General features: G+C 68.6%; 22 protein-coding genes. 7 read left to right on the forward strand and 15 right to left on the reverse strand.

Translation table 11 applies throughout. The annotated features are described in order from the left end of the window. Nucleotides 1-37: 37 nt before the first annotated feature. Nucleotides 38-475 carry a pyridoxamine 5'-phosphate oxidase family protein gene (locus tag CLV54_RS07210; protein WP_100344241.1) on the reverse strand — a complete coding sequence of 146 codons (438 nt, stop codon included), beginning with the start codon at nt 473-475 and terminating at the stop codon, nt 38-40. Between the two features lie 99 nt (nt 476-574). Here CLV54_RS07210 and CLV54_RS07215 point away from each other — a divergent pair, with 99 nt between their 5' ends. After that, nucleotides 575-1051 carry a universal stress protein gene (locus tag CLV54_RS07215; protein ID WP_100344242.1) on the forward strand — a complete coding sequence of 159 codons (477 nt, stop codon included), beginning with the start codon at nt 575-577 and terminating at the stop codon, nt 1049-1051. A 38-nt stretch (nt 1052-1089) separates the two neighbouring features. Here the strand turns inward: CLV54_RS07215 and CLV54_RS07220 are convergent, their stop codons facing one another. From CLV54_RS07220 to CLV54_RS07230, 4 genes are all read right to left on the reverse strand, one after another. Further along, entirely contained in the window at nt 1090-2685 is a 1596-nt protein-coding gene (locus CLV54_RS07220; RefSeq protein ID WP_100344243.1) for an ABC-F family ATP-binding cassette domain-containing protein, read from the reverse strand. A gap of 118 nt (nt 2686-2803) precedes the next feature. After that, nucleotides 2804-3187: a RidA family protein gene (locus CLV54_RS07225; RefSeq protein WP_100344244.1), complete on the reverse strand. Its 384-nt coding sequence runs from the start codon at nt 3185-3187 to the stop codon at nt 2804-2806. 451 nt (nt 3188-3638) lie between these two features. Continuing rightward, on the reverse strand, nt 3639-3932 hold the full coding sequence (locus CLV54_RS17470; protein ID WP_157802865.1) for a hypothetical protein: 294 nt from the start codon (nt 3930-3932) through the stop codon (nt 3639-3641). Nucleotides 3933-4362: 430 nt separating this feature from the next. Continuing rightward, nucleotides 4363-11748, reverse strand: coding sequence for a DUF2341 domain-containing protein (locus CLV54_RS07230; protein WP_100344245.1), 7386 nt, complete (start codon nt 11746-11748; stop codon nt 4363-4365). 665 nt (nt 11749-12413) lie between these two features. Between CLV54_RS07230 and CLV54_RS07240 the strand changes: the two genes are divergently transcribed. The 3 genes from CLV54_RS07240 (at nt 12414) to CLV54_RS07250 (ending at nt 15290) form a co-directional block, all read left to right on the forward strand. Then, nucleotides 12414-12662 (forward strand): hypothetical protein, encoded by a 249-nt coding sequence (locus CLV54_RS07240; RefSeq protein WP_100344247.1) that lies wholly within the window; start codon nt 12414-12416, stop codon nt 12660-12662. A gap of 71 nt (nt 12663-12733) precedes the next feature. After that, entirely contained in the window at nt 12734-14899 is a 2166-nt protein-coding gene (locus tag CLV54_RS07245; RefSeq protein WP_100344248.1) for a heavy metal translocating P-type ATPase, read from the forward strand. 55 nt (nt 14900-14954) lie between these two features. Further along, entirely contained in the window at nt 14955-15290 is a 336-nt protein-coding gene (locus CLV54_RS07250) for a metal-sensitive transcriptional regulator (RefSeq protein WP_100344249.1), read from the forward strand. 69 nt (nt 15291-15359) lie between these two features. Here the strand turns inward: CLV54_RS07250 and CLV54_RS07255 are convergent, their stop codons facing one another. From CLV54_RS07255 to CLV54_RS07270, 4 genes are all read right to left on the reverse strand, one after another. Beyond that, on the reverse strand, nt 15360-15806 hold the full coding sequence (locus tag CLV54_RS07255; protein WP_245861460.1) for a sigma-70 family RNA polymerase sigma factor family protein: 447 nt from the start codon (nt 15804-15806) through the stop codon (nt 15360-15362). A 450-nt stretch (nt 15807-16256) separates the two neighbouring features. After that, nucleotides 16257-16835 (reverse strand): DUF1697 domain-containing protein, encoded by a 579-nt coding sequence (locus CLV54_RS07260; RefSeq protein WP_100344250.1) that lies wholly within the window; start codon nt 16833-16835, stop codon nt 16257-16259. A gap of 77 nt (nt 16836-16912) precedes the next feature. Beyond that, nucleotides 16913-17314: a RidA family protein gene (locus CLV54_RS07265; protein WP_100344251.1), complete on the reverse strand. Its 402-nt coding sequence runs from the start codon at nt 17312-17314 to the stop codon at nt 16913-16915. Nucleotides 17315-17363: 49 nt separating this feature from the next. After that, nucleotides 17364-17825, reverse strand: a complete 462-nt coding sequence (locus CLV54_RS07270) for an SRPBCC family protein (protein ID WP_100344252.1) — start codon at nt 17823-17825, stop codon at nt 17364-17366. A 38-nt stretch (nt 17826-17863) separates the two neighbouring features. Here CLV54_RS07270 and CLV54_RS07275 point away from each other — a divergent pair, with 38 nt between their 5' ends. Continuing rightward, entirely contained in the window at nt 17864-18337 is a 474-nt protein-coding gene (locus tag CLV54_RS07275; protein ID WP_100344253.1) for a GNAT family N-acetyltransferase, read from the forward strand. Nucleotides 18338-18421: 84 nt separating this feature from the next. Here the strand turns inward: CLV54_RS07275 and CLV54_RS07280 are convergent, their stop codons facing one another. After that, the gene (locus CLV54_RS07280; protein ID WP_100344254.1) at nt 18422-18883 is read right to left on the reverse strand and encodes a MarR family winged helix-turn-helix transcriptional regulator; all 462 of its coding nucleotides are present in this window, start codon (nt 18881-18883) and stop codon (nt 18422-18424) included. Between the two features lie 48 nt (nt 18884-18931). Here CLV54_RS07280 and CLV54_RS07285 point away from each other — a divergent pair, with 48 nt between their 5' ends. Beyond that, nucleotides 18932-19468 (forward strand): VOC family protein, encoded by a 537-nt coding sequence (locus CLV54_RS07285; RefSeq protein WP_100344255.1) that lies wholly within the window; start codon nt 18932-18934, stop codon nt 19466-19468. A 37-nt stretch (nt 19469-19505) separates the two neighbouring features. Here CLV54_RS07285 and CLV54_RS07290 read toward each other — a convergent pair whose 3' ends face one another. Continuing rightward, a complete protein-coding gene (locus CLV54_RS07290) occupies nt 19506-20048 on the reverse strand; it encodes a MarR family winged helix-turn-helix transcriptional regulator (RefSeq protein ID WP_100344256.1) in 543 nt (180 codons plus the stop codon). Nucleotides 20049-20123: 75 nt separating this feature from the next. Between CLV54_RS07290 and CLV54_RS07295 the strand changes: the two genes are divergently transcribed. After that, nucleotides 20124-20540 carry a cupin domain-containing protein gene (locus tag CLV54_RS07295; RefSeq protein WP_100344257.1) on the forward strand — a complete coding sequence of 139 codons (417 nt, stop codon included), beginning with the start codon at nt 20124-20126 and terminating at the stop codon, nt 20538-20540. Nucleotides 20541-20552: 12 nt separating this feature from the next. Here the strand turns inward: CLV54_RS07295 and CLV54_RS07300 are convergent, their stop codons facing one another. Genes CLV54_RS07300 through CLV54_RS07315 form a run of 4 tightly spaced genes read right to left on the reverse strand, consistent with a single transcriptional unit; the run spans nt 20553 to nt 23057 of the window. Continuing rightward, the gene (locus tag CLV54_RS07300) at nt 20553-21503 is read right to left on the reverse strand and encodes a diacylglycerol/lipid kinase family protein (RefSeq protein WP_100344258.1); all 951 of its coding nucleotides are present in this window, start codon (nt 21501-21503) and stop codon (nt 20553-20555) included. After that, a complete protein-coding gene (locus tag CLV54_RS07305) occupies nt 21500-21883 on the reverse strand; it encodes a hypothetical protein (RefSeq protein ID WP_157802866.1) in 384 nt (127 codons plus the stop codon). The genes CLV54_RS07300 and CLV54_RS07305 overlap by 4 nt, the downstream gene beginning before the upstream one ends. After that, nucleotides 21880-22494 carry an Asp23/Gls24 family envelope stress response protein gene (locus tag CLV54_RS07310; RefSeq protein ID WP_100344260.1) on the reverse strand — a complete coding sequence of 205 codons (615 nt, stop codon included), beginning with the start codon at nt 22492-22494 and terminating at the stop codon, nt 21880-21882. Before CLV54_RS07310 ends, CLV54_RS07305 begins: the two co-directional genes overlap by 4 nt. Next, nucleotides 22491-23057 carry an RNA polymerase sigma factor gene (locus CLV54_RS07315; RefSeq protein WP_100344261.1) on the reverse strand — a complete coding sequence of 189 codons (567 nt, stop codon included), beginning with the start codon at nt 23055-23057 and terminating at the stop codon, nt 22491-22493. The genes CLV54_RS07310 and CLV54_RS07315 overlap by 4 nt, the downstream gene beginning before the upstream one ends. Between the last annotated feature and the right edge of the window lie 121 nt (nt 23058-23178).

Raw genomic sequence — 23178 nt, forward strand, 5'->3', positions numbered from 1 at the left:
CGCTCCCCGGGATCGCGTCCGCCGCGGCCGCTCACGATCAGCCGCGGCGGAATCGGATGCCCGTGACCGTGCGCGGGACGATCTCGAAATAGTTCCACTTGTCGGAGCTCGTCATCGTCTGCAGCCCCTGCACACCCGATTCCCCGATGAGGGTGTCATCGTCGAGCCGGTGCGCCTCCCCGCGCACGACCACGCTCCACCGTTCCCGCTCGTCGGCCCCGTCGATCTCGACGGCCACGCTCGGATGCTCGGTCAGACTGACGATCTTCGTCCCCGGCGCGCTGCGGAAGAACAGCGAGCCGTCGTTGACGAGATAGTTGATCGGGAAGATGTCGGCCCCCTGCTCGTCGACGACGGCGAGCCGGGCGACCTCGGCCGATTCGAGGAGCCGCCAGCACTCCGCCCGGTCGAGTGCCCGGATGCCGGTGGGCGGCGCAACGGGCGGCTCTGCTCGAAGATACGGATTACGCGTCATGGGGTGTGCTCCCTTCCGACGCCACGCTAGCCGCCGAGATCGTCGTGGCGAGGGACTTTGGTCCCTGCGCCGCGGGCCCGGAGACCGGATGCTGGAGTCATGGACACCTCAGACAGCACACCCGGCACGGCGGCGGGATACACCCGCATCGTCGTCGGCATCGACGGATCGGACGCATCCGTCGAGGCCCTCCGTCACGCGATCGGCATCGCCGAGAAGTTCGGCTCCTCCGTCAAGGCCGTCACCGTGTGGAGCTACCCGATCTCGTACACGCCGGTACCCGTCGAATGGTCGCCCGAGGGTGACGCTCGACAGATCGTGGAGCAGGTCGCGACAGCCGTGTTCGGGCCGGTTCGACCCGAGTGGTTCACCGCGGCGACCAGGGAGGGCTCGCCGGCCCTCGTCCTGATCGACGAGAGCGCCTCGGCCGATCTGATCGTCGTCGGCAGCCGGGGCCACGGCGGGTTCGCCGGCCTGCTGCTCGGCTCCGTCAGCTCGCAGTGCGCCGAGCACGCGCACTGCCCGGTGCTGGTCGTGCACGATCCGGCAGCCGAAGCGCGCGGAGCCACGCGGTGAGGGCGCCTGACCGAGCGGCGCTCGGCCGCTGACCACGACTAGGCGGCGCGCACCTCGATCGCTCCCGGCTCCGCGCCGTCGACGCCGAACACGAGCATCCGCGTCGCGATCTTGTCGGTGAAGAAGCGGTCGTGGCTCACGACGACGACCGCACCCGGGAAGTGCACGAGAGCCCGCTCCATGACCTGGGTGCTCGCGAGGTCGAGGTGGTTGGTCGGCTCGTCGAGCAGCAGCACCGAGGCGCCCGAGAGCAGGCACTGGGCCATGGCGACACGGGCGCGCTGCCCGCCCGAGAGCTCGCGGATGCGCTTCTTCAGGTCGGCCTCGGAGAACTGGAACATCGAGAGGAACCGGCCCACCGACTTGCGCGTCGCCGTGAGGGCGAGGCTGTCGGGCATGGCGTTCACGGCGTGAGTGACGGTGTCGCCGTCGTCGAGCTCCTCGAGAACCCGGTTGTACGAGACCACCTTCGCCCCGGACGCCCACGAGACGTCCCCGGCATCCGCCTTCTCCTCACCGGTCAGCACACGCAGCAGCGTGCTCTTGCCGCTTCCGTTGGCGCCGAGGACCACGATGCGGTTGCCCCGCCGGATCTCGACGTCGAGCCCGGCGAACAGCGTGCGGTCGCCGTACGACTTGCCGAGGCCCGAGACGCGGCAGAGCACGTCTTTGACGTGCAGCCCGTCGTAGATCTCGGTGATGATCTGGTCGACGGGTCGCGGCGCGCGCGACTTCTTGATGCCCGCGAGCTGCTTGCCGAGGCTCTTGCCCGCGGCCTTCGCCGCCTCTCGTCGGTCGGCGATCCCCTCGGCCTCGAAGGCCAGCAGCTCGGACTCGTGCACGAACTGCTGCTCGAGTGTCTTGAGCCGGAACTGCTTCTGGATGACGTACTCGCCGAAATTGCCCGGGTACTCGTGCAGATGGTAGTTCTCGACCTCGATGATCCGTGTCGCGACGGCGTCGAGGAACTTGCGGTCGTGCGAGACGATGATCGCGGCCCCGCCGAAGTCGCGGAACCAGGATTCGAGCCACTCCACGCCCGCGACGTCGAGGAAGTTCGTGGGCTCGTCGAGCAGCAGCACATCGGGGTCTTCGAGCAGGATCTTCGCGAGCGCCGCGCGGTTGCGCCAGCCTCCGGAGAGCTCGTCGATCGCGCACGTGCGGTGCGCCTCCGTGAAGCCGAGCGTCGTGAGCGCCTGATCGATCTTCCGCGGGTAGTCCCAGCCGTCGAGCCTGTCCATCTCGGCGAAGAGCTCCGCCTGCCGCTCGATGAGCCGGTCGAGCTCGGGGCCGCCCGACGGATCGGCCGCGATCGCCGCGTCGATCGCGGCGAGCTCGTCTTCCACGGCGTGCACCTCGACGAAGAGCGCGTCCAGCACCTCGACGATGGTCTTCTCGCCGGCGAGCTCGGAGAACTGCGAGAAATAGCCGATACGGGTGTCGGGGTCGACGGCGACCGTTCCCGAGTGCGGCTGCACCTGGTCGAGCACGAGCTTCAGGAGCGTCGTCTTGCCGGAGCCGTTCCGGCCGATCAGGCCGACCCTGTCGGTGTTCTCGAGACGGAAGAACGCCTCCCGGAGGATCTGCGTGTTCTCGAATCGAACGCTGACGTCATTCAGTCGAACCAGGCTCATGCCGGGTGCCCTCTCTCACCGTATGACCACCGGCCACGGGGGCCCAGTCTTCCAGACGGCGCAGATGCCGCCGAATCGATGCCGCGGTCTCCTGGCCCGTCACGGCGCATCTTCTTCGTCACGGCGCCCCGAACACTGTGCGCCCCGACGAACACCGTACGCCGCGACAACCGTGGAGGGCTTCGGCGTTCACCATCCCCGTCACGGTGAGCCAGGCCGAGTTCCGGTTGGGGTCCCCGATCGCACGCTTGACGCTGCCGAGCACGGAGAGCACGGTCGCCCTCGCGGCCTCGGTCGCGGCATCCAGCGGCACCTCGGAGGGAACCTTCCCGAAAGGCCCGGCGAGCACGCCGTCAGCGGTCTGAGCAGAATGGCCCGAGACGCACACCCTGTTGCCACGCGCCCTCGCCCATTCGGAGGAGAAGGCGAAGCACGGCGGAGGGGTGGCCGGCTGAGGAAGGACCAGGCCGAGCTGCTCGAGCAGGGATGCGACGCGGGACATGCTCAGAGGCTATTCACCGCGATCTCACCGAACACGTCGCGCTCCCGTTTCGAGCCTCTCCTCGGCGGCATGCAGACAACGGGTGTCGTGCGACCTGCACGACAAACGGCCGGAGCCTCAAGGGTTCCTTCACATTTCCACGTACGCGTTGTACATTACTTCACAAAACAAAGCGGTAGCAATTCACCATTTATGACGACTTACTTGTCCATTCCATCTGACTGAAAATCATGAGTACACCCGATAAACAAGTCAGTACGTTTGAAAGGGAGTTCCATGTCACAAGAAACGGCAAAGCCACTCACCACAAAAGCGAAGACAAGGCAACGACGATTCCTCTCTGTTCTTGACTGAATAAATAAAGGACAGGAAGGCTTCTTCGTCGGCCGACTGGTCAATATTCATTTCGCCACGGTTGGCCCGGTGCCATCGCCACGATGAGCCGGGCCGACTAACCGTCCGCCGTCAGAACGACCGTTACCTGTGTCCCCTCGTCAGCCGGCCGACCGTGGATTCTCACGAACACTCCGCGATCCGCACAGCGAACGAAGACTTCAAAAGGCTGATCGCCGGCGCGCTCGGCACCCCACGCCAGTACGTCATCCACATCGGTCACATCACGGAGCTCCCAGTCGTCGATGCTCCAGGCAAATCCAGCTCGAGAAGGCGCAGCCCATAGACGCACGCGATAGACGGCCGGGATCGCATCGATGTCGATAACGGGGGTCGTGAGTTCTGCTCTCATCAGTACTGCCTTCCGTCGTGGCCTCGTTATCTGGGCATACTCCAGCGAGTATGCCCCTCAGCGACATGCACCTGTCAAGCGCAATGGGTGCGATGCAGCTTGGTCGTACGACACCCATCGCCTCGGTCTCGGAGCGAGCAAGACCCGTGAAGCGTCAGGCCTGAGCGCTCAGCCACTCCTCAAAGCGGGTCGGCGCGATACGGGCGACGGTGACGGCGTCGAACCAGGCTCATGCCGGGTGCCCTCTCTCACCGTATGACCACCGGCCACGGGGGCCCAGTCTTCCAGACGGCGCAGACGCCACCGAATCGGGCAACCGCGGCGTCCCGGCATCGCCTCCGGGCACGCAGACGTCCCGCGGGCCCGTGATCTTTCACGTGCCCGCGGGACAATCGGATGCCGGATGCCGCGCCGAGCGGCAGGCAGCGGGTCAGGCGCGGCGGCGCCTCCGCATCAGCACGAGCGCGGCGCCCACGAGCAGCAGGAGCGCAGCTCCCGTGCCCCAGCCGATGAAGGCCGCCGCATCGACGCCGGTCGCGGCGATGCCGCCGTGCAGACCCTCACCGGGAGCCGGCGTGGGCGTGCTCGCGTCGTCGTCCGCCGCTGCGACGTCGAGTCGGAACGATGCGACCTCGGCGCCCTCGCGCAGCACCACGACGGTGTGCTCGCCCGGGGTCACCGACGAGGGGATCGCCGCGCGGAGCTCGAACTCACCGGCATCCGTCGACCGCACCGTGCCGAGAACGATCGGGTCGGAGTGCAGCTGCACCTCGAACTCGGTGCCGGCCGCGAACCCGCTGCCGTGGACGACGATCTCGCCGCCGACGGTGACCGAGCCGGTCACGACGATCGTGCCGTTCTCCTCGGGGTCCTCACCAGGGTTCTCGCCGGGATTCTCTCCGGGGCCCTCACCAGGGTTCTCACCCGGGTCCTCGCCAGGGTCTTCGCCAGGGTTCTCACCGGGGTCCTCGCCAGGGTTCTCTCCGGGATCCTCGCCAGGATTCTCACCCGGATCCTCCTCGACGACCCGCACGCTCGCCGACGGCGCCGACGCCGGCGACTGGCCCGCCGCGTTCTTCGCCCGCACGGTCGCGGTGTAGTCGCCGGGGGCGAGCCCCGGGAAGCCGGCCGTCAGAACGCCCGCGTCGACCGTCTTCACGGTTCCATCGCTGAGCAGCACCTGGTACTGCTCGACGGCGGCCCCTCCATCCGATGCGGGCGCCGACCAGGTGACGGTCACGGTGTCGCCGTCGACCGTCGCCTGCACGTTCTGCGGCGCATCCGGAGCCTCGGCCGCCGTCAGTGTGAAGGTGCTCACGGCGCTGCGGGTCGTGTGCCCCGAGCCGTCGCTCAGCTGCGCGTACCACTCGTAGGGCACACCCGATCGGGCACCGAGCAGGTCCATCGACACGGGCTCCGCCCCGATCGTCGTCTGCGCCGCGCCGATCGTGGTCGGCGCTCCCACGGCGAGCGTGAGCGAATCGGCCGCGAGGGTGCGTGTCGTGGTGCCGCCGAGATCCATCTCGAGCACGTAGTTCTCGGTGTCCGCGCCGTGGAATCCGGGGATGTCCGACTCCGACACCGGCTGGTGCCAGGCGCCGTTCTCCGAGGTCGCCCTCTGCAGGTACGGCGAGTAGGTGTTGACGTAGAGCAGGTCGTTCTCGGTGTCGATGCTGAGGAACTTCATGAACTCCTGGCCGCCGTAGACCCGGCTCTGGTAGTCGGTGAGGATGCCGTAGACCCGGGCGCCATCAGCAGCCGTGCGCATGCCCACACCCGTGCCGGCGATGTGACCGCCGAGCACGAGCTTGACGTTCGAGAACGGGTCGACGAGCTGGCTCGTGATGTTGCCGTTCGCCCAGCCGTTCGTGCCCTGGTTGACCGCGTTGTGGCTCGCGATGATCACCGAGTAGTCCGGGTGGGCGGCGATGACACCGCGCGCCCAGGCGAGACCCGGGTCGCCGGCGTTGTCGGCCGACCAGAACCCGATCGCCAGCACGAGGAGCTTCGCTCCCCCGATCTCGGCCGTGTAGTAGTAGTTGTCGATGCTCTGAGCCTCACCGAGCGTCCACGGGCTGCCCTCGAGGCTCTCGGCGAGCCGGGAGGTCGGGAAGTACTTCGGCAGCATGACGCGGCCGTTGCGGGCATCGGAGTAGTCGTGGTTGCCCCACGAGACCATGTACGGCACCTTGGCGGCCTCGAGCTGCGTGATGCCGCGCTCGGCGTTCATCCACTGGTACTCCTGCGAGAGGTACTCGCGGTTGACGTAGTCGCCCGACTGGATCACGAGAGACGTCTTGCGCTCGTCGGCCTGATCGGCGATGTAGCGCAGCTGGTCGACGAACATGTCCGGCGTCGCCTGCGTGTACAACTGCGTGTCGGGCACGTGGTCGAGGCCCCAGTCGAAGTCCGCGACATCCGGCTGCGTCTCGTAGTCGTGGTCTGCACCGAAGGGGACCTCGGTGAGGCCGCGCCAGACGAGCAGGTGCAGCTTGCCGCCCGACACCGCGTGCTCGTCGGCCCGCGCCGTCACGTCGAGCGCGACCGCACCGCCCTCGGCGTCGGCCTCGCTGTCCTTGAGCAGCCAGGTGCCCGCCTCGGTGTCGTAGACGTAGGCGGAGACGCGGCGGTCGTCGGCCGTTCCTTTCCACACGAGGTGGAACTGGTCCTGCGCCGCCTGCTCCGGGGTGAGCGAGATCTCGTAGATCTGGTAGGGGTTCGCGTTCGATCCCACCGTCGTGGGCAGCAGCTCGCCCGAGACCGTGCCGCTCGCCGGGGTCAGCGCGTCGGGCACCCGGTCGCTCGACGATCCGCTGCGCACCACGACGTTGGAGCCGTCGAGGCTCACGAGGTCGTCTGCGTAGAAGGTCGTCTCGACCCTCTCACGGCTCTCGGTCTGCGGTGTCGCCGTGAGGGTGACCTCGGATGCCCCGGGGCCGGCCGTGCCCGCGGTGTCGCTCACTGCCGGCTGGGCGGGCGCCGTCGTGTCGCTCACGGTCAGCTGCACGCTCACGGGAGCCGAGGCATCCGCGGGCTCGGCGACGCTCGTCGCACGCAGCTCGAGGCTCTGCTCGCCTGCTGCGTCGACCGGCACGCGCACCGAGAAGACGCCCGCGTCGATGCGCTCGGAGAAGACCTGCTCCCCCGCGACGGTCGCCGTCAGGGTCGCCCGCTCGCTCACGGTTCCCGTGACCTCGACGAGACCGGCCTCGACATCCGTGCCCGACACCGGGGTGCCGACGAGAAGAGCGACGGACTCGGCCGTGCGACTCACCCGCTGGCCGTAGGCGACGATGTCGCCCCGGTAGTTGGCGTAACGGAAGGCCTCGAAGTCGGGCGTGAAGGCGATGCCCGCGATCTGCACCTCGTCGATGACACCGTGGAACGGCGACGAGATCGCGCCGGTGTTCGTGTAGTAGTCGCCGATCGTCGTGAGCACGGCGGGGTCGGGGTAGGTCGTGCGGTACTCGACCATCTGGCTGTGCACCTCGCGCCCGTCGACGAAGACCGAGTAGGTCATGCCGTCGTAGGTCTGCGTCACGAGGTGCGGCTCGCCGTCGGTCTTCAGCTCGAAGCGCGAGTTGATGTCGACGTTGTCGAACTCGAAGCTGTTGCCCGCGATGCGCGTGCCGAGCTTCGACTCGTTCTTGACCACACCCTGCCAGAAGGTCGCCTGGCCGTCGCCCGTGGCGCTCTCCTTGGCGATGACGGGCGCGCTGCCGCTCAGCGCGGCGAGATCGGCCGCGGTGAGCGAGTAGAGCCCGCTGATGCTGATGCGGTCGTAGTCGCCCCCGATGTCGCCCGGGTACTGCAGGCGGGAGCCCTCGAAGCGGGTCTCGCCCGTGCCCGCGTCGGAGACGTCGGCGGTGAGGTCGGAGCCCACGACGAGACCCGTCGCCGTGCCCGTGGAGTCGACCCGCTGCCGGCCGCTCGCGGTGTCGCCGGCGAAGTGCTCGACGAGCGAGTAGCCGTCTCTCCAGACCGCGGTCGGGTCGTTGGCCGCGGCGCCGCCGCCGAAGTAGGCCCAGACGACCGTCGCCGACTCCGCGGGCAGCTGCGGCATCCGCACCCAGACGGTGGACACCGCGCCGGGACGCCAGGTCTCGACCTCGTACGGCAGCGGCACGCCGTCGGGCGAGAAGAACCCGAGCGCGTCGGCCGAGCCGTCCGGGGTGTCGGCGATGCGCAGCTGCACGGGAGTGCCGGCGAAGTCGGAGCGGGTGTCGTTGCGCACCGTGATCGCCTGACGCTCGTCGGCATCCGGCTTCGCCCAGGCGACGACGCTGCCGTCGGCGGAGACGAGACCGGCGAGCTCACGCAGGCGGTGTTCGAGGGCCTCGAGGGCCCGCAGGTTCGCGAGCGCCTCACGCTGAGCCGAGTTCAGGCCGTCGACCGTCGCGCGTGCCGCGTTCACTGCGGCAGCGTCGGCGACCGTGACCGCCTCGAGCGCGGGGAGCGCGGCGATCTGCGCGTCGGCGGGCGAGAGCGAGCGGTCGATGCCGAAGCTCTCGAAGACGCGCGGGATGCCCTGGTTGCGGATGTCGTAGACGTCGACGGTGAGCTTCTCGTCGGCGACCGAGATGGCCGCGAAGTTCTCCGTGGCCTGCTCGCCCGTGCGATCGAAGAGCTGCAGGTACGACTCGAGGTCGAAGCCGTTCGCGCTCGTCGCCTGCGTGTAGTGCTTCGCACCGGCCGTGTTCGGCAGGAAGAAGATCGTGCCCTGCGGGTCGACGGTGTACTCGACGCGCTTGCCGTTGATGATCTCCGTGTACTTGGTGGCCTCCACGGCACGCGCGCCCTCGACCCCGGCGGGGTCGGAGACGAGCACCTTGGAACGGCTCATGACGTGGTCGTGGCCCTGCAGCACGAGGTCGATGTCGAGCTCGTCGATCACGGGCATGAGCACGGCGCGCATGGCCTTCACGTCGGGGTCGGAGATGTGGTTGGCCGTGGAGTACGGGCCCTTGTGGAGCGAGAGGATGAGCCACTTCGCACCCGCGGCGCGTGCTGCCGTGGCATCCGCCCGCAGCCACTCGAGCTGCGAGGGGGAGATCGCCTGCGCGCCGTCCTCATTGGAGTTGAGAACCATGAAGTGCGCGCTGTTGTAGGTGAAGGAGTAGTAGGCGCCGCTGCTCGTGTCCTGGCCGTTGGGGGCCTCGAGCGTGAAGTGGTCGGTGAGCGCGTTCTTCGACTGGTCATGGTTGCCCACGGCCGGGACGATCGTCGTGTTCATGAGGCTCGGGCGGGCCGAGTCGAGCATGTCGGTCCAGTCCTGCTCGACGTCGCCGTGCTCGACGATGTCGCCGTTGTGCATGACGAACTGCGCGTCGGGCACGTACTTGAGCGACTTGGCCATCGTCGCCGCCGAGAGCTGGGCCTCGCCCAGGTTCTGCGCCTGGGTGTCGGTCAGGTCGACGAAGGTGAAGTCGCCGCTGCCCGCGTTGGTCGTGAAGCTTCCGGCCGCGCTCCAGACCGCTTCGACGGCGTCGCCGAGGCGGTAGTAGTAGCGCGTGCCGGGGGTCAGCTCGGTTGCGATCGCGCGGTAGAAGGTCTCGCCGTGCTCGTTCGTCTCACGCGTGGCCGCGACCTGCACGGTCGAGGAGCCCTCGGGGAACTCGCGGTCGGTGCTGAGCACGACGGCGCCCGAGTCGCTCTCGATCGTCGAGTACCAGGTGAAGGCGCGCTGTGTCGACGGGTCGCCGTAGAACGTCGCCGTCACGCGGTTGGGCACCTCGCCCGGCAGCACGTACTTGGGGATGGGGTGGCCGAGCTCCTCGTCGAAGCGCCAGGCTGTCGCGAAGTCCCAGCCGATCGCCTCGTACGTCGCGCGCTGGGCGAGAGCCTCGGAGCTCGTGTCGGCGCCGTGCTGGTTCTTCGTGCCCGGCGCGGCGACGGGTGCGCCGCCGATCGTGATGGCCGGGTTCGCGAGGTTCTTCGAGGCGGTCCAGCCCTCGTAGCCGGTGTAGCCGACGACGCGGCCCGTGAAGCCGTCGACCTTGCCTGTGTAGGCGATCGATCCGGCGTAGGCGACGTTGCCCGAGAAGCTCGCGCCGTTGCTCGGGTTGCCCGGATACGAGATGGCGAAGCCCGCGTCGATGCCGCGTGTGCCGTTCGAGCCGCCCGAGGCGAGCACCGTGAGCTCGGCCTCGACCAGGTTGTTGGCGATGACGCCGCCGTTCTTCGTGTAAGCGACAGCGCCGCCGGGCATCTTGGCCGCCGTGGCGGTGACATCCACCCAGTTGTCGGTGACCCTGCCGCCGTCGAGCTCGGCGACCAGGCCGCTGACCTTCTCGGCGCTGCGACCGACCAGTTCGGCATCGAGGAGGGTGTTGCCGGTGATCGTCGAGCGGGTCGCGTAGACCGTGAGACCCGAGACGAACTGCGTTGCCGTGCCGTTGTCGGCGGTCACGCCGTCGAGCACGAGGTTGCGCACGGTCGCATCGGTGATCTGGCGGAAGAAGCCGAGGCTCTTGCCCGCGTCGCCGGGGCCGTAGACGAGGTTCGAGATGCGGTGACCGGTACCGTCGAGCACACCCGTGAAGGTGTTGATGCCCGGCCACGCCGAGCGGCCCGCGAAGTCGAGATCGGAGGTGACGACGAAGCTCTTCGCACCCGTGTAGAGCGCGTTGCCGTTGTTGAGCTGCGCGGCGAGGAACTCGAGGTCGTCTTCCGAGCCGATCTCGTACGGCGACTGCGCGGTGCCCTCGCCGAAGAGGGAGTAGACGAAGTTCGGCACGGGGTGCTGCAGGGTCTCGTCGAAGCGCCAGGCGTTCGCGAAGTCCCAGCCGAGCCCCTCGTAGGTGGCGCGCTGCGCGAGCTGCTCGGTGGTCACGTCGGTGCCCTGCTGGTTCTTGGTGCCGGGGCCGACGACCGGCGCGCCGCCGATCGTGATGGCCGAGTTCGCGAGGTTGTCGTTCGCGGTCCAGCCGTCGTAGCCCGCGTAGCCGAGGATGCGGCCGGCGAAGCCGTCGACCTTGCCGCTGTAGGTGATCGAGCCCGCATAGGCGACGTTGCCCGTGAAGGCCGAGCCGCCGCTCGGGTTGCCCGGGTAGTTGATCACGAGTCCGGCGTCGACACCGCGGGTGCCGTTCGCCCCGCCGCCGACGACGACCGTGAGGTCGGCGTCGACGAGGTTGTCGGCGATGGTCACGCCGTTCTTCGAGTAGGCCGAGATGCCGCCCGCCATCTTGTTGGCCGTGATCGTCGCATCCACCCAGTTGTCGGATGTCACGCCGCCGTCCATCTCCGCGGTGATGCCCGCCACCTTCTCGGCGTTCGGGGCGCTCAGCACGGCGTCGATGACGGAGTTGCCCGTGATCGTGGAGCGCGCGGCGAGCACCGAGATGCCGGCGACCCAGTCGCTGCTCGTGGGGTTGTTGGCGGTCACGCCGTCGAGCACGAGGTTGCGCACCGTGGCGTCGGTGATCTGGCGGAAGAAGCCCAGGCGTCCTGAGTTCGTGCCCGTGCTGTGGCCGTAGACGATGTTGCTGATGACGTGCCCGGCGCCCTCGAAGACGCCCGTGAAGGTGTTAATGCCGACGAACTCCGTGCCGGCGAAGTCGATGTCGGCCGTGAGGCGGTACGTGGCCCCCGCGTAGGACCCCGGGTCGCTGTTGATCGCGTCGGCGACCGCGCGCAGCTCGTCGGCCGAGCCGATCTGGTAGGGCGCCCGGGTCGTGCCGTCGCCGTCGAGGCCGGGGAGCCCGGCCGCGACCGCCGCCGGCACGATGCCGCCGACGGCGAGCACCACGGCGGCCGACACGGCGACGAGGAGACGAGTGAGCGAACGGGGACGGTCGTGCTTCGCGTGAGTCATCAAACTGCCATCGCTTAGAAGTCTTGCCGGCCCCCGCCAGACACGACACGCCATGGAGGACAGCTCAAGGGAGGAAGAGGGGCGTGCGCCTCACCGAGACAATCGACGGCAGTTGAATCTTCGGTGACCGGAGGCTGAGCGGCGATGAAACGGTTCACGTCTTGTGAGTTCACCGAGCTGTGCTACTCCTGACGTTCTCCTATGCGAACGGCCTGAGTATCGGCCCGCAGTCTCCTGGCTCGTCGCGGCGCATCTTCTTCGTCGCGGCGCCCCGAACACCCTGCGCCCCGACGAACACCGTGCGCCGCGACAACCCGCCCGTGCAGCCTCGGTCGCGGCATCCAGGGGCACCTCGGAGGGAACCTTCCCGAAAGGCCCGGCGAGCAGTCTGAGCACCGCGCACCGCGCTCCGAACGAAGACTTCGAAAGGCTGATCGTCGGCGTGCTCGGCACCCCACGCCAGTACATCGCTCCCATCGGTGACGTCATGGAGCTCCCAATCGTCGACGTTCCAGGCGAGTCCAACTCGAGAAGGCGCAGCCCACAGACGTACGCGATAGACGGCCGGGGCGGCATCAATATCTCCCACGGGAATACCCACCACGGGTATATGATTACTAATACCGATACCCCCTGTGGGTAATTTTCTGTCGAAGGAGAGCCCCATGCCGCACGATCACGACGACCAGCACGGCGAGCACGGTCACCACCACACCCCTGCCGGAAGCGACCTCCCCGGCATCGACGCCACCGATCTCGCCGAGTGCCCGGTCATGCCCGGCAGCATGACGATCACAGCCGATGCCGAAGCCGCCGGCCTCGTCCGCGAGCACAACGGCCAGACCTATTGGCTGTGCTGCTCCGACTGCGCCCGGCGCTTCGACGCGGAGCCCGCCGCATACGCAGCAGCCTGACGGCCGCCCGTTCGTCTCTCACCCGTCGCATCACGACATCCGATTACCCCTACCCTGTATAGGATTTGGCCATGAAAGACCACACTGTGGACCACGAGCACTCCCCCGCCGATCACAGCGATCACAGCGGTCACGACATGAGCGATCACAGCGGTCACGACATGAGCGGGCACGCCGGTCACGACATGAGCGATCATGCGGGCCACGACATGAACAGCCACTCGGGCCACGACATGAGCGGCCACGGCGGGCATGGCGGCCACGGCGATCACGTGGGCCAGTTCCGCAGGCTGTTCTGGATCATGCTCGTCGTCGCCGTGCCGGTCGTCGCCTTCTCGAGCATGTTCGCGATGATCCTCGGCTATCAGCTGCCCGCGCTGCCCTGGGTGGCGTGGATCTCCCCCGTGCTCGGCACCGTAATGTACGTCTGGGGCGGCCGCCCGTTCCTCACGGGCGCCGTCAGCGAGCTCCGGGCCCGCAAGCCGGGGATGATGCTGCTCATCGCCCTGGCGATCACCGTGGCGTTCCTCGCCTCCCTGGGGGCGAGCCTCGGCATCCTCGATCATGAGCTCGACTTCTGGTGGGAGCTCGCGCTGCTGATCGTCATCATGCTGCTGGGGCACTGGATCGAGATGCGCTCCCTCGCGCAGACCACCTCGGCGCTGGACTCCCTCGCCGCGCTCCTGCCCGACGAGGCCGAGCGGGTCGACGGCGATCGGGTCGTGACCGTCTCACCGGCGGAGCTGCGCGTCGGCGACGTCGTCGTCGTGCGCCCCGGCGGGAGCGTTCCCGCCGACGGCCGCATCGTCGACGGCCGGGCCGAGATGGACGAGTCGATGATCACCGGCGAGTCCCGCACTGTGAGCCGAGGCGACCACGATCCCGTCACGGCGGGAACGGTCGCGACGGACTCGGGACTGCGCATCGAGGTCACGGCGATCGGCGACGACACAGCGCTGGCCGGCATCCAGCGTCTCGTCGCCGAGGCGCAGAACTCCTCGTCGCGCGCTCAACGCATCGCCGACACCGCGGCCGGATGGCTGTTCTGGTTCGCACTGGGCTCCGCCGCGATCACCGCGATCGTCTGGACGCTGCTCGGCAGCCCCGACGACGCCGTCGTGCGCACGATCACCGTGCTCGTCATCGCCTGCCCGCACGCGCTGGGCCTCGCGATCCCTCTCGTCGTGTCGATCGCGACCGAACGAGCCGCCCGCGGCGGTGTGCTCATCAAGGATCGTCTCGCCCTCGAGAGCATGCGCACCGTCGACACCGTGCTCTTCGACAAGACCGGAACCCTCACCAAGGGCGAGCCCACGATCACCGCCGTCGAGCCCGTGGGCGGCTTCGACGACGACACCGTTCTCGCGCTCGCCGCCGCCGCGGAGGCCGACAGCGAGCACCCGCTCGCCAGAGCGATCGTGCGCGCCGCGATCGACCGGGGCGTGGCGGTGCCGAAGGCGACCGGGTTCTCGTCCTCCCCCGCGGTCGGCGTCACGGCGACGATCGACGGCCACACGATCCGTGTGGGCGGGCCGCAGCTGCTGCGCGAGGTGAACCAGGGCGAGGTCTCCGCCGCCGAGCGCTGGCGGCACGATGGGGCGATCATCCTGCACGTGCTCCGAGACGGCGAGGTGATCGGCGGCCTGAAGCTCGCCGACGAGATCCGCGAGGAGTCGCGCCAGGCGATCGACGCCCTGCACAGGCTCGGCATCGACGTGGTCATGATCACCGGGGATGCCGAAGCCGTCGCGCTCTCGGTGGGCGCCGAGCTGGGCATCGACAGAGTGTTCGCCGGGGTGCGGCCCCAGGACAAGTCGGCGAAGGTCGCCGAGCTGCAGGCCGAAGGCCGCAGGGTCGCCATGGTCGGCGACGGCGTCAACGACGCTCCGGCCCTCGCCCAGGCCGACGTCGGCATCGCCATCGGAGCGGGCACGGATGTCGCGATCGCCTCGGCCGGCGTCATCCTGGCCAGCGACGACCCACGTTCGGTGCTCTCGGTCATCGAGCTCTCACGGAGGAGCTACCGGAAGATGAAGCAGAACCTGTGGTGGGCCGCCGGCTACAACCTGCTCTCGGTGCCGCTGGCCGCCGGAGTCCTCGCGCCCATCGGCTTCGTGCTGCCCATGTCGGTCGGCGCGATCCTCATGTCGCTCTCGACGATCGTGGTCGCGCTGAACGCCCAGCTGCTGCGGCGTATGGACCTGCGCCCCGGCGCTCCCGTTGCTCCCACACGATGACCGCGGGGCGCCCGCCGGCCCCCATGACGGAAAGACCACGACAGGAAGCGAGACCATGACGACACCCGACGCGACGACGCCCAGCCCGACATCCGCTGACGACGCCGCTCCGCACGGCTACATCGTCGACAAGGACAAGTACCTCGCCCGGCTCAGACGGATCGAGGGCCAGGCGCGGGGCATCCACCGGATGGTCGACGAGGAGCAGTACTGCATCGACATCCTCACCCAGATCTCGGCGCTCACGAGCGCGCTCGAGGGCGTCGCGCTCGGCCTGCTCGACGATCATCTGAGGCACTGCGTCGTGGACGCGGCGATCCGCGGGGGCGAGGAGGCCGAGATCAAGATCACGGAGGCGTCGGACGCGATCGCGCGGCTGGTGCGCTCCTGACCGGCGGCGCCGGCGGGCATCGCGTCATCCCGCTCGCACGGGACCCGCTGCTCGCACGGCATCCAGTGCTCATACGGTGTTCCAGTGGCGACGCGTCTCGGGATGCAGCCGGATCCACACGAGGCTGATGAGCGGCCCAGCGAAGTCCACGGTGACGGTCGCGGTGGTCTCGCCGTCGCGGCTGAGCATCAGTCCGGCCTGGCCGTTGACCGAGCGCTCGGCGATGACGAGCCCGGGCTGTGCCTCCATGCCGTGCAGGAGCAGCGTGATCGCGTCGTAGACGCCGCCCACCACCCTGTTCGTCGGATGCCCGGGCTCGCCCGAGTCGACGACCACGGCGACGCCGGGGTGCAGCAGGGAGACGAGTCGCTCGGCGTCTCCGCTCTCGGCCGCCACGCGGAGGGTGCGCACCGCCCTGTAGTGGGCGGCGCGCGCGAGCCATTCCCAGACCGCAGCCCACGGCGTGGGAGCGGCCGCCCCTCGCATCCGGGTCTCCTCTTTCGATGTGAGTGACATGATGCCTCCACACGTCACGACCGGATGCACGCTGTCGTTGTGACGATCCGGGGTGGTCCCTCCCCGATCATCCGTCCGCCCGCCTCCCCGCGCAAGCCGTCCGGCGGGATGCGTCTCTCGTCCTGATGCGTTCGCACTCCCCCTCGAGCCGTGAGAGCGGATGGTGCGCGGGGAAGCCGTGCTGCATGGCGACGAGCGCCCATCTGTTCGGCGAAGTCGGTGTGGTGAGCCGCCGAACGGTCCCGGCGCAGCCGGATCGTCGACGTCGCCCGGGACGCCGCCGCGATGAGCACGGCAGGCGCCGTCGAGGCGAAGCCCGGCATCGCGTGATGCTCGGTGAACCAGTACCGCGTGGCGCCGATGGGCTCGGCGTGGGGGCCGCGAGCAGCGAGGCTTCCAGCGCCCCGGCCCGGATCTGACCGGGCGGGAACGTACCGGCCGCGGCATCCGTCATCGACCCCTCCGGCCCCGAGCGCCGGTCGTGCCCTCGTCGCCGTCGAGCAGCTGGAGCAGGCGCGTCGTCGTGCGCCAGTTGCGCACGGTCATCTGCCGGAAGACGGGCATGCCCATGAGACGTGTGATGCGGGTCGTGGTCGCCTGCGCCGCCACCCGCGAGAAGTAGATCGCGCCCGGACCGACCGCCACGGAGTCGACCCCGTCGCGCAGAGCGGGCATCTCGGCGTACACCTCCTCGGCCGTGAGCGGGTGCTTCACGAAGAAGACGTCACTGCGCAGGAGCTCCGAGCCGTGGTCCGCGGGCGCGGCGGCGATCGTCGCAGCGAGCTCGTCACGGGATCGGATGACGACGAGGATCGGGATCCCGAACCGCTCCTCGAGCATCCGCTCCGCCGCCTGCTCCAACCGCCGCGGGTCGTCGAGACCGGCTGTGAACAGCACGTTGCCGCTCTGGATGTAGGTGCGCACATCCTCGTACCCGGCCTCGCGGAAGCACTCGGCCAACTCCGGCATGCCGATCAGGTTCTTGCCGCCCACGTTGATCCCGCGCAGCAGCGCGACGAACGACGGCATCACCGGCGCCGACGCTCGGAGGCCGCCCCGGCCGCTTCTGCCGTCATCGTCGCACCGCTCTCATCGAGGTGTGGCCGTCACCGCAGCACGGCGGCGACGGCGTTGATCTCGACGAGCGCGCCCGGCACGCCCAGCCCGGTGACACGTGCCGCGGTCACCAGGGCCGGTTCGTCGGAGGCGAGCTGCGAGGCGATCGCCCCGTACCCCGCCGCGAGGTCGGCGCCATCGACGAAGAGCACCGTCCAGTGCACGACGTCGTCGAGCGTCGCACCGGCTGCGGCGAGCGCGATCTTCGCGTTCTCGAGCGCCCGGGCGGACTGCACCGCCACGTCGCCCTCGCCGATGAGCGAGCCGTCGGCGTCGACCGAGTTCTGACCGCCGACGTAGATGGTCGTCGCACCGGGCGGAACGACGGCGACGTGACTGAAGGCCGGGCTCGAGACGAGCCCATGGGGACGGATGCGCTGAATCGATGTCATGCCCCTACGATCGCATGGGCCCCCGACACCGCGCACCGGGGCGGTGGCGCTATCGCTCCAGGTAGGCGGCGAGATTCGCGAGCGACGAGGCGAGACCGACGGCGTGGTCCTCGGCGGAGATGCCGGCGGGCACGTCGTCGGCACGGACGTCCACCCGGGTCCCCTCGGCCACGGCGGCGACCTCCCAGGTCATCGTCATGGTGCCGGCGTAGGCCGGGTCATCCGAGACGAAGTCGACGGCCTGCACGACCCGTACCCCGGGCACGAGCTCGATGAAACGCGCGTCGGCGACATCGGAGTCGGCGCTCGTCTTCCCCGGTGCCGCCGAGGAGTCGGCATACGTCAGGACCAGCCGGTACGAGCCACCGGGACGGGCATCGAAATGCTCGAAGGTGCCGGCCATGCCGTCGGGCGGCAACCAGACGGCGAGCGCGTCCCGGTCGACGAGGGCGGCGTAGACCCGGTCGAGCGGGGCTGCGATCACCCGGGAGGCCTCGTCCGTGCGCGTCATGGTGTCAGTGTAGGACTCGGGACCCCCACGAGGCCGCTATGCTTTCCGGAATGTGGACGCTCGCCGCCATCTCTCCCGACTCCCCCCAGGCGCTCGAGCTGATCCGCCGCCATCGAGCGTATTCGGCCGCTCACAGCGTCGACCCCGCCGACGATCACGTACTGGACGTCACGGCGTTGATGGAGCCTACCGTGGCCTTCTTCGCCCTGCGTGACGACGACATCCTCGTTGCGATCGGGGCCCTCAAGCAGCTATCGACCACCCACGTCGAGCTCAAGTCGATGCACACGCGTGCCGAGCTGCGCGGGCAGGGGATCGGTCGCGTGCTCGTGGAGGCGCTGCTCGACGAGGCCCGTCGCCGCGGCTTCGAGCGTGTGAGCCTCGAGACCGGCGCGCAGGAGGGGTTCAGCGCGGCCCGACGGCTCTACGTCCGAGCGGGCTTCGTCGAATCTCCCCCGTTCGCCGACTACGTCGCCTCGCCGAACAGCGTCTACTACTCGCGAGAGCTGTGAGGGCCCAGAGGCGTTGACCCGGCGCCCGGCAGGGAACGTCTCCGAGACGCGCGGCATCGGCCGACACGGACAGGGGCCCGGCCACTAGATGTAGTCGGCATACAGCTTCCGGAGCAGACGCGTGAGCTCGGCCTCCTCGGTGGCCGACAACGCGCGAGTGAGCTTCCCCCGATAGGGCGGGAGGGCGGTGACGAACGTGTCGAGCACCGCGAGCCCGGCGTCGGTGATGGTCACAGCCTTCGCACGGCCGTCTGTGCGGATCGGCTCCGCCGACACGACTCCACGTTCGGCAAGCGCAGCGACGGTCTTCCCGATGTTCCTGGGATCCACGGCGACCCGCTTCGCCAGCTCTCCCTGCGTCATCGTCCCGAACTCGGCGAGAACGGCCAGAACGTTGTACTGCGCATTGCTGAGCCCGTGCGCCGCGAGAACCTCGCCCCATGCGGCGTCGACGATGGAGCCGACCCGGGAGAGCAGGAAGCCGAGACCCGATTCGAACCGCGGACGACGGGGCCCGGCATCCGACTCGACATCGCTATTAGACATAAAATATGTATATCATAAAGCAGCCGTCCCCACACGAAAGGCGCACTGATGACCGCGACACTGCACAACGATCGGCTACCCGCCGGCTACAACACTCTGAATCCGTTCGTCCTCGTCACAGGACCGGGCGGCGCCGCCGGTTTCATCGGCTTCCTCGGGGAGGTGTTCGACGGGGTCGAGCGCGAGAGCGTTCGCACCCCCGATCGCGACGGAAGCATCCTGCACGCCGAGGTCCGGCTGGGCAACTCGTCGCTGCTCCTCGCGGACTCCAAGCCCGGCTGGCCCTTCACCCCCGCGTTCGAGCAGATCTACGTCGAAGACATCCCGACCGTCCTCGAACGCGCCGAAGCCGCCGGCGCCGAGATCGTGACGCCTCGCAGCCCCTTCTACAACGGGCTCAACATCGCCCGCCTGCTCGATCCGTGGGGAAACCTGTGGTGGATCTACGAACCCGCATCGGCGAACCACGACCCCGCGGCATCCGCTTCGGCCGACATCTCCTGGCAGGATCGGGATCCGAGCGTCGTGTACACGACCCTCATGGACGTGATGTCCCGGCTGGGACCGAGCACCGGAACGCGGTAAGCGCCGCATCACGACGACTCGGGGCGGCGATTCCGGGTCAGTGGAGTCGTCTGCTCGCCGCGTCGGCGGAGGCGGAGGCGGAACGCAGCAGGACACGGAGGTGGCCGTCCAGCGCGTTCCGGGCCTCATCGCCGAGATCGGCCATGAGGCGACTCAGATTCGCAGCGTGCGCAGGGAGTACACGATCGATGACCTCGCGCCCCCGAGCAGTGAGCGCGACGCGGAAGCTGCGCCGGTCGATCGGGTCGAGCGTGCGCTGCACGAGACCGGATGCCTCGAGCTTGTCCAGGCGATTGGTCATGCCCGCGCGGGACATCATGACCATCCGCGACAGCTCCGACGGCGTGAGGGTGAAGGGATCGCCCGATCGGCGCAGCGCTGTGAGCACGTCGAACTCTCCGCCCTGCAGGCCATGCTGCGACAGGAGCCGCTCGACGGACGCGTTCACGAGGGCGGCCAGCTGGGTGATCCTCGCCAGGACCGCCATCGACTCCAGATCGAGATCGGGGCGCTCATGGCGCCACTGGTCCAGGATCGCGTCGAGCGCGTCACGATCCTCGAGAATGCCGTCCTCCGTCATATTGTCATGTTATTCGATAACTGATAATTTGATGTCGAACTATTAGACGACGAATCAATTGGAACGGAGCTCGTTATGCCCCTCACGCCATCGCCGCAGCTGGAATCGGTGCTCGTGCGTGCCGCGACCGTCGAGGTCGTCGGCAGCGCCCCGAGCTCGACCGCGCTCTTGGCCGACTTCGAACAGACCGGCGGTCACCTGAGCGCCAACCGCACCGCACTCGGGCCCGGGCAGGACGGGCCGCCGCCGCATTACCACTCGACGTCGGCGGAGCTGTTCTTTATGATCTCGGGCGCCCTCCGCGTGCTGGCCGGCGACAGGGTGGAGGTGCTGATCGTCTTCACACCCGGGATCGAGCGCTTCGAGTACTTCCGGATGGTCGAGCGCATCCAGAACGGGCAGGCGAGCCCCCGCGACATCCTCATCACGTCCGAACGATTCGACAATCACTTCACGACCAGCCCGCTGTGGCCGTCGAAGCTCGTGAACTAGTCAGGATCCGCGTCACGAACGGATCCGCACGGCTCCCGCTTGCGTGGTGATGCTGACGCGTGTGCCTTCGCCGATGTCCTCGCCGTCGATCTCGACCATACGCGGCTCGCTCAGCTCGATCTCCACGGTCGCGGCTCGGCGGTGTGTGCTGCTCTCGCTGCTCTCCGCCGTGTCACCGCCGGTGATCAGGCGCTTGATCCCGTTGTCCCAGATCATGTTCCGGGCCGTGTCGGCCCATCCGGCGATGCCGTCGGCGTTCAGGATGAGCAGGTCGAGTTCGCCGTCGGCGGGATCCGCATCGGGGAGGAGGGTGATCCCGCCCTGGATGGTGCCGCAGTTGCCGACGATGAGGGTGTGCGCGCTGATGTCCTCGGCTGCGCCGCCGTCGAGGCCGAGGCGCAGATCGATGACGTCGCTCGCGGCGACGGCGCGCCCGAGGGACTCGACATAGGCCAGCCATCCGGCTTTCGCCTTGAGCTCGTCGTCGGTCTCGGTGATCATGTGGGCGTCGATGCCGAACCCGGCCATCACGACGAACGCGTGCCTCTCCGTGCCGCCGACGAGGTCGATGTCGGCCCAGCCGACGTCGAACGGCTTCGCGGCGGAGGTCAACGCGCGGGTGAACGCAGCCGGCACGTCGCCGATGGGCACACCCAGGTTTCTGGCGAGAAGATTGCCCGTGCCGAGCGGCACGATCCCCAGCTCGGCGCCGGAACCCGACTCCGCGAGATACTCGGCCACGGCACGGACGGTTCCGTCGCCGCCCGCGGCGACGATCAGGGACGCACCGGCGTCGGCGGCCGCAGCAGCGGGCCCCTGACCGGCATCCTCCGTGCTGGTCTCGTACCACTCGGGGTCGAGGGCACCCTCGCTCGGCTCCAGTTCGTGCAGAGCGGCTTCGAGTTCCTCCTTGGTCGTCTTGGACGGGTTCCAGACGATGGCGATACGTTGTTGTGCGGTCATGCGGGGTTCCCTTCGGTCGTGAGCGCGGTCTCGTCGATGTGCGCGGTCTCGTCGATATGGACCACGGTGAGATGAATGTCTGAATCCGGCATGCCGTGTGCGGCCAGATGCAGGGAGACCGCATCGGCTGCGGCACGGGCCGTGTCTGCTGCGGCAGCCGTCGTGCGAACTCCTATCGAGATCGCGACGTGCACGCCGCCGTCGCGCTCGTCCACGACGATCGGAGAGGCGCCGTCGCCGAGGCCCAGTGCGTACGCCCCCGCCTTCAGCACGGTGACGACCGCGGATTCGGCCGGGTACAACGCGACGACTCCGGGTGCTGCACGGACGACCGTCTCCAGCTCCTCCGTCAGCGCGGTGACGACTTCGGTGCTCATCACGCCGGTCCTCCTTCCCGTGCCAACGCAGGATGGACGTCCTGGATGACGATGTCGATCGCGGCGATGTTCAGCTCCGTATGGGAGGCCAGGCGTCGTCCGATCTCCGTGCGCAGCTCGGCGGCGAGAATCGCCAAGGGTCTTCCATAGGCCACGCTGACGTCGACCTCGACGCGGATGGGGGCACCGGGCGTCGTGACGTCGCCATCGAGGCGGCTGCGTCCGATCAGCAGTCCGGGCATCGTGCTCTCCGTTGCGCGGATCAGGCCCCGCACTGCTCCCTCGGTGATGCCCAGCTCGGCATGGTCGGGTGCGGTGAACGGGATGCGCCGGCCGGCGCGGGCGTCGAGGACGATCCCTCCCAGGATCCTCTGCACCCAGTCCTCGTTCGCCTCGGGCTCTGCTGCGGTGTCCGCCGCGACCAGCTCGGGGGTGAGCCGGTGAAGACGTTCGAGGGCGTCGAGGGCGAGCTGGCAGCCCGCGGACTGCTCGATCGACGGATCGACCGGGGTGCGTCCCGCATCGAGATAGTCAGTCAGCTGCTCGATGGTGTGACCGTCGAGATCCTCCGGTTCGAAACCCAGGCGGTCTGGACCGTCGTGTTCGCGAGTCATCGCCAGTCCTCCATCCGTACGAGCATATGCCGCCGGGCCCGTGCCAGCAGCCCGCGCACCGTGGATACGGGGATGCCGAGCTCCTCGGCGATCTCGTCGTAGCTCATTCCGCCGATCTCGCGCAGCACCCAGCATTCGCGCTGCGGCGCTGGAATCTCCTGGAGGGCGTCGCTGAGTGCGGCGATCCCCGCTCGCGCCTCGGCCACCCGAGGCGGGGAGACGTGCGCGGGGGCCGCCTGCTCGAGCTGATCGATATCGATCTGCGGGCGGATGCCGCGGATGCGGTCGATGGCTTTGTGGCCGACGATCCTCATCAGCCAGGACTTCACCCTGCTCGGGTCGTCGAGGTCGGGCAGACGCTGCCATGCGGTCACGAACGCCTCCTGCACGATGTCGTCGACGTCGGCGTTCGCGTTCATCATCCGCCGGGTGTAGGCACGCATCATGGGCGTGTACCGGCGGACGAGAACGGCGAAGGCGGCGACATCCCCGTCTGCGGCACGTCCGGCGACGATGCGATCGTCTGCCTGCTCGAGAAGACTGCTGAAATGGCCACGGTCCACGGTGGACCCCCCTTCACCTGCCACGCCCTCGCCGATGAGGGGTTGGCCACGGCGTCACTGTCGCGGCCCTGCCCGCAGTTTGTCTGGATCGTCGACGCTCTGTCGAACAATTTGTAGAATC

This window comes from Compostimonas suwonensis (assembly GCF_002797855.1).
Classification (GTDB): Bacteria; Actinomycetota; Actinomycetes; order Actinomycetales; family Microbacteriaceae; genus Compostimonas; species Compostimonas suwonensis.

Excerpts from the sequence above, each read along its gene's own strand:
- CLV54_RS07210 (WP_100344241.1), bottom strand. The coding sequence starts at position 475 with ATGACGCGTAATCCGTATCTTCGAGCAGAGCCGCCCGTTGCGCCGCCC.
- CLV54_RS07215 (WP_100344242.1), top strand. The coding sequence starts at position 575 with ATGGACACCTCAGACAGCACACCCGGCACGGCGGCGGGATACACCCGC.
- CLV54_RS07220 (WP_100344243.1), bottom strand. The coding sequence starts at position 2,685 with ATGAGCCTGGTTCGACTGAATGACGTCAGCGTTCGATTCGAGAACACG.
- CLV54_RS07225 (WP_100344244.1), bottom strand. The coding sequence starts at position 3,187 with ATGTCCCGCGTCGCATCCCTGCTCGAGCAGCTCGGCCTGGTCCTTCCT.
- CLV54_RS17470 (WP_157802865.1), bottom strand. The coding sequence starts at position 3,932 with ATGAGAGCAGAACTCACGACCCCCGTTATCGACATCGATGCGATCCCG.
- CLV54_RS07230 (WP_100344245.1), bottom strand. The coding sequence starts at position 11,748 with ATGACTCACGCGAAGCACGACCGTCCCCGTTCGCTCACTCGTCTCCTC.
- CLV54_RS07240 (WP_100344247.1), top strand. The coding sequence starts at position 12,414 with ATGCCGCACGATCACGACGACCAGCACGGCGAGCACGGTCACCACCAC.
- CLV54_RS07245 (WP_100344248.1), top strand. The coding sequence starts at position 12,734 with ATGAAAGACCACACTGTGGACCACGAGCACTCCCCCGCCGATCACAGC.
- CLV54_RS07250 (WP_100344249.1), top strand. The coding sequence starts at position 14,955 with ATGACGACACCCGACGCGACGACGCCCAGCCCGACATCCGCTGACGAC.
- CLV54_RS07255 (WP_245861460.1), bottom strand. The coding sequence starts at position 15,806 with ATGTCACTCACATCGAAAGAGGAGACCCGGATGCGAGGGGCGGCCGCT.
- CLV54_RS07260 (WP_100344250.1), bottom strand. The coding sequence starts at position 16,835 with ATGCCGTCGTTCGTCGCGCTGCTGCGCGGGATCAACGTGGGCGGCAAG.
- CLV54_RS07265 (WP_100344251.1), bottom strand. The coding sequence starts at position 17,314 with ATGACATCGATTCAGCGCATCCGTCCCCATGGGCTCGTCTCGAGCCCG.
- CLV54_RS07270 (WP_100344252.1), bottom strand. The coding sequence starts at position 17,825 with ATGACGCGCACGGACGAGGCCTCCCGGGTGATCGCAGCCCCGCTCGAC.
- CLV54_RS07275 (WP_100344253.1), top strand. The coding sequence starts at position 17,864 with ATGCTTTCCGGAATGTGGACGCTCGCCGCCATCTCTCCCGACTCCCCC.
- CLV54_RS07280 (WP_100344254.1), bottom strand. The coding sequence starts at position 18,883 with ATGTCTAATAGCGATGTCGAGTCGGATGCCGGGCCCCGTCGTCCGCGG.
- CLV54_RS07285 (WP_100344255.1), top strand. The coding sequence starts at position 18,932 with ATGACCGCGACACTGCACAACGATCGGCTACCCGCCGGCTACAACACT.
- CLV54_RS07290 (WP_100344256.1), bottom strand. The coding sequence starts at position 20,048 with ATGACGGAGGACGGCATTCTCGAGGATCGTGACGCGCTCGACGCGATC.
- CLV54_RS07295 (WP_100344257.1), top strand. The coding sequence starts at position 20,124 with ATGCCCCTCACGCCATCGCCGCAGCTGGAATCGGTGCTCGTGCGTGCC.
- CLV54_RS07300 (WP_100344258.1), bottom strand. The coding sequence starts at position 21,503 with ATGACCGCACAACAACGTATCGCCATCGTCTGGAACCCGTCCAAGACG.
- CLV54_RS07310 (WP_100344260.1), bottom strand. The coding sequence starts at position 22,494 with ATGACTCGCGAACACGACGGTCCAGACCGCCTGGGTTTCGAACCGGAG.